Source organism: Bradyrhizobium sp. Mp27, from assembly GCF_029953005.1.
Taxonomy (GTDB): domain Bacteria; phylum Pseudomonadota; class Alphaproteobacteria; order Rhizobiales; family Xanthobacteraceae; genus Bradyrhizobium; species Bradyrhizobium barranii.
Genome location: NZ_JASAUS010000314.1, coordinates 1 through 4,607 on the forward strand (window position 1 = coordinate 1; position 4,607 = coordinate 4,607).

General features: G+C 61.9%; 6 protein-coding genes and 1 pseudogene. 4 read left to right on the top strand and 3 right to left on the bottom strand.

Going from position 1 to position 4,607, the window contains the following annotated elements:
• The 4 genes and pseudogenes from QJT78_RS48710 to QJT78_RS48725 all read left to right on the top strand — a co-directional run.
• Positions 1–331, top strand: a pseudogene (locus tag QJT78_RS48710) (hypothetical protein); the annotation flags it as partial.
• 73 nt (positions 332–404) lie between these two features.
• Complete coding sequence (locus tag QJT78_RS48715) at positions 405–869, top strand: YidB family protein (protein WP_028153936.1); 465 nt, start codon at positions 405–407, stop codon at positions 867–869.
• Between the two features lie 9 nt (positions 870–878).
• On the top strand, positions 879–1,142 hold the full coding sequence (locus tag QJT78_RS48720; protein WP_028153935.1) for a GlsB/YeaQ/YmgE family stress response membrane protein: 264 nt from the start codon (positions 879–881) through the stop codon (positions 1,140–1,142).
• A 64-nt stretch (positions 1,143–1,206) separates the two neighbouring features.
• Positions 1,207–1,545, top strand: coding sequence for a hypothetical protein (locus QJT78_RS48725; protein ID WP_038945700.1), 339 nt, complete (start codon positions 1,207–1,209; stop codon positions 1,543–1,545).
• Between the two features lie 343 nt (positions 1,546–1,888).
• Here the strand turns inward: QJT78_RS48725 and QJT78_RS48730 are convergent, their stop codons facing one another.
• From QJT78_RS48730 to QJT78_RS48740, 3 genes are all read right to left on the bottom strand, one after another.
• Entirely contained in the window at positions 1,889–2,839 is a 951-nt protein-coding gene (locus tag QJT78_RS48730; protein ID WP_240537854.1) for a L,D-transpeptidase family protein, read from the bottom strand.
• A 57-nt stretch (positions 2,840–2,896) separates the two neighbouring features.
• Complete coding sequence (locus tag QJT78_RS48735) at positions 2,897–3,973, bottom strand: glycosyltransferase family 4 protein (protein WP_049808102.1); 1,077 nt, start codon at positions 3,971–3,973, stop codon at positions 2,897–2,899.
• A gap of 140 nt (positions 3,974–4,113) precedes the next feature.
• A complete protein-coding gene (locus QJT78_RS48740) occupies positions 4,114–4,323 on the bottom strand; it encodes a hypothetical protein (RefSeq protein ID WP_028153933.1) in 210 nt (69 codons plus the stop codon).
• Positions 4,324–4,607 lie beyond the last annotated feature (284 nt).

The following is a 4,607-nucleotide window of genomic DNA, read 5'->3' on the forward strand; positions in this document are numbered from 1 at the left end:
CGGATGGCTCGCATCGACCGCGCTCGGTGCCGTTGCCGGCGGCGCCACAGGCGGGGTCGTTGGGGCGCTGACGCAGGCCGGCGTATCCGATGAGGAAGCACCACTCTACGCTGAAGGTGTGAGGCGCGGCGGCACGCTGGTTTCAGCTCGTGTGCCGGATGCGGATCGGGCGCGATACGAAGCGATCCTGAATCGGTCCGCCGTCAACCTGCGCGACCGGAGCGCAGCCTGGCAGAAGGCAGGGTGGAAAAATTATGATCCATCCGCCCAGCCTTATGGCGCGGAGGAGGTCCGGAGAGAGCGCCAACTCTACGGCACCGGCCTGCGATGAATTACCCGGCGGCCCGCCAAGGCGGGTCGCCCTTTTCTTGCGTATGTTTGCCCATCGAACTCAGGAGCCGAAGATGAGTCGCGGAATGCCATCAATGACCGCCCTCTTGGGTATGCTCGCAATCGCCGGTTACCAAAATCGGGACAAGCTCGCCGACATGTTTCGCAACGCTACCTCCGGTCAGCCGGCGGGTGCCAAGGATTCCCTGAGCGGTATGCTCGGCAATCTTGGCGGCCTTGTGGGAGGCGGCGGCGTGAGTTCGCTGCTGAACGGCGGGATCGGCGAGTTGCTCGAGCACTTCAAGCAGAACGGACAGGGCGATGCGGCCCAATCCTGGATCAATCAAGGGCCAAACCGGGAAGTCACCCTGCCCGAACTCCAGCACGCTATCGGTCCGGACGTCCTTCAAAAACTGGAGCAGCAGACCGGCCTGTCGCAGCAGGAGATTCTCGACCGATTGTCTCGCGAGCTGCCGGCGGCGGTGGACAAATACACGCCTGACGGACGTCTTCCGGCTCCATCGGGATCGCAAGGCTAGGGGAGAGACATGAGCATCATCTGGACGATCATCATTGGCTTCGTCGCAGGCGTCATCGCGAAGTTCATCATGCCTGGCGACAACGAGCCCTCCGGCTTCATCCTGACCACGATCCTGGGAATAGTGGGAGCGTTCGTTGCGACCTATCTTGGCCAGTCACTAGGCTGGTATCGGCCCGGAGAAGGCGCAGGGCTGGTGGGGGCGGTCGTGGGCGCCATCATCGTGCTTTTTGTCTACGGTTTTGTGGCCCGTCGCAGTCGACGGGCTATCTAACCGCGGTGACCGGAAATTCTTCGCGTAAACGCGAGTATCCGTCCGGCGCGAAAGGCACAAACAGATGAAATGGATGCTCGTTGTTCTGGTAGGAGGCATGACACCGGTCAACACCGACCTGGTCTTCGACAAATTCGCCGATTGCCTTGCCGCCGAGGAGCAGATGCGAAAGCACTACACCGACGCCTTCGAGGTCTGGGACCGATGGGCCGCGGCAAATATCGAGCGACGACGCGAATACTCAAAGATGCGCGACCTCCAGGCCAAACGCCTGCTAAGCAACATCGGTACGTGCGTTCCTCATGCAGGCGGCGATGCCATAGCGCCGCAGCAGCCGAGCAATTCGATGCCCTCTCAGCCTCCTCAAGCCGCACCCACGCCGCCGCCAAGTCCGAAACCGTGACGTCTGAACGTTCGGAACATAAGGGTCGCAAACGAGTGTTATAGCTGCCTTGAAAAAGCTCTTCACCGCCGTTGCCGTCGGCGGGCGTAAGCTCCGGCGGCTTAGTGTGCGTCGCGAGGCAGCCTGGTAGGGAAGCTAGCGCTCGAACCTTCGGCCGTATCCATTCCGCTCCTCCTCCAATGGCTCCTCGATAAACAGCCGGCGCCAACCCCAGGCTACTCAACGCCAGAACAGGTTCCGGGTTCGATGCTGCAATTACCTCGATAAACACTCGCCGACCTGACCGACCGGAGTCATTCACGCCAATCGGCGCCAGGGGGCCACGCTCGCGGTGCATTTGCTGTCATCGTGAGCCGTCGACGAAGGCGATCGGAGTGCCCTTCGCGACGCTCGTTGCAACCCGCTCCGCATCCCAGTTAGTCAGACGGACGCAGCCATGGGATTCCGCCTTCGAGACCTTGTCGGGCGAGGGTGTGCCATGAATGCCGTATCCTTCAGCGGTGAGGTTGATCCACACCGTTCCGACCGGATTGTTGGGGCCCGGCTTGATGGTGAAAGGTTTTCGGGATTGAACGCCCTTGAAGTGGTAGTCCGGATTGTAGCGATAGGTCGGATTTCGGTCGACCTCGGTCACCTTCAGAGTACCGGATGGCGACGGCTTCTCCTCGCTCCCGACCGTTGCCGGATAGAAGCCGATAAGCACGTTAGACTTGTCGAACAGCTTCACGGTCTGCCGACTCTTGTCGACCTCGACCCTGTCCGCCCTCGACGGCGCGCCGGCCTCTGCACTGCCGGTATCCACCACGATGATGTCGTCGCCGGGGCGGTCGAAGCGCTGCCCGGGATTGAGCGCCGCCAGCAGTCGCTCGCTCATATGGAATTTCTCGGCCAGTCCTTCTCGCGGACTGGTGAAACCCAGCTTCGGCAGGTCTTTCATTTCCTCCATCTTCGACGGGAGCTTGCTAAGAAAAGGTCCGGCGACATCCTGCTCGGTGATCGTGTAGTTCGCCGTGACCCGCCGATCGTCCGCGCGCAGTGCGTTCCAGACGTCCTCGGTCGGAACGTCTGAGCTCGGCAATTGCCGCGCCTCCGCGAAGGCGCGTAGGGCCTTCTTCGCGTTCTCGCCGAATCTGCCGTCGATCTCACCTGGCGAGAAGTGGGCCCGGTCGAGCAGGACTTGTAACCGAACCCCCGCCGGCGTCGGCTTCTCGTTCGACAAGATCTTCTTCGATGGTTCGGCGGCATCGATAGCAGCCGCGCCCATTTCGGCGCACCGCGCCGCCGGGCCGGCCATCACGGCCAGGAGAACAATGATGTGTTTCACCTTTCGAGGCCACATCGCCAAATCCTTTCATGGTATCGATGGCTGAGCACCTGGGCAAAGGTCCGTTTCCTTCACGCCGGGATCGGCGATCAAGCCTCGGTAGGCGCGCTCATACTCTCGCGCCATCCGGCTTGCGGAGAAGCGCGCTTCGAAGCGGGCGCGGACTACCCTCCGGTCGAGACGGCCAAGCTCGCCAACCGCCCTTACCGCCTGCTCCTCATTCTCGACGATGAAACCCGTCACGCCGTGCTCAACGACTTCCGGCACAGATCCGGATCGGTAGGCGATCACGGGCGTCCCGCAAGCCATCGCCTCTATCATGACAAGACCGAAGGGCTCAGGCCAATCGATCGGGAACAGGAGGGCCGCTGCGTCGGCGAGGAACGGCTGCTTTTTCGCATCATCGACTTCCCCGACAAGCTGAACCGTTCGACCATCTATGTGCGGCTCAAGCTTCTTCTTGAAGTATCCGGTCTCACCGCGCGGGATCTTGGCGGCGATGCGCAGTGGCTCTCCGGCCGCCCGCGCGATCTGGATCGCGTCCTCGGGACCTTTCTCCGCCGTAAGGCGACCGAGGAAGGCGAGATAGGATCCCTCATCGAAAGAAGGGCGGAAGAGGTGCGAAGGCAGCCCGTGCTGGATCGTGGCGATCCAGTTCGCGTCAGGAAGCGGCACGCGCTGGTGCTCGGATATCGAGATGAAGCCGGCGCCGGGAAACTCGCGCACCACGTCCGGCAGGCCGGGGAGGTCTAGCCGACCATGCATCGTGGTCAGGAAGGGCACGCCGAGCCGGCTTAGCAGCGGAAGCGGCAACCAATCGATGTGTGCGTGGATCACGTCGAAATCTTTCGCGCGCCTGGCGATGGCCTCCAGCAGCACGGCACTGGCCGCATTGGGGTCCACGCCCTTCCGACCGAGGCGCAGCGCGCGTGGCCACACGGGATGGAGTTTGCCTTTCGTCCTGGAGTCGCCGCTCGCGAATAGTGTGACCTCGTGACCGAACTCTACCAACTCGTCCACCAACCACGCCACGACCCGCTCGGTGCCGCCATAGAGCTTTGGGGGAACGCTTTCGGCGAGGGGAGCAAGCTGAGCAATGCGCATCTTGCCGATCCTTCAGACTGGAAACATCAATAGGAGGATCAGCATGATGGCAGCCGAAACGAGCTCGGAGATGATCAACAGCGTCCAGTCCGGCCTCGCGGTGCTTGCCACCAATTGCCTGACGAGCTTCTCCATAAGCCTCAACATTCGTCCTTGGGGAGACGGTTCAAGTAGGCCAGGCCGAATCCGGTCAGTTCTTCGACTTCGCTCACGCGCGCTTCCCATCTTCCTTGAAGGTGGCGCCGCAGCAGACAACGCCGGCTGTCCGCGGCACCCACGTCGCGATGCTTCGCGCGATAGAGGGACCAAACCGTATCCACGGCTCGCCGCCGCAGGGCTTCGTCGACCATGTTCCGGGTCCAACAAAATTGACATCTTGGGACGGCAACTCATCGCCCGAGCGGAGGTTTCCAGTTTTTCCCGAAATCTTAAGCCCAGTGACGGAGATGGACCGTATCGAGGCCGTGACGGCTCACGGAACACCTGGAGTTTGCCATCGCCGTCCAAGCGCCATCCCATCGCTTCGAGCTCTAGTACCCGGAATCAGAGCTGAGTGATACGGCGGCCTTTGAAACGGCGTTGACGGACCTTTTTCTTGGTCCAGACGAAGGGCTCGGCTCTGTCGTTGTATGCG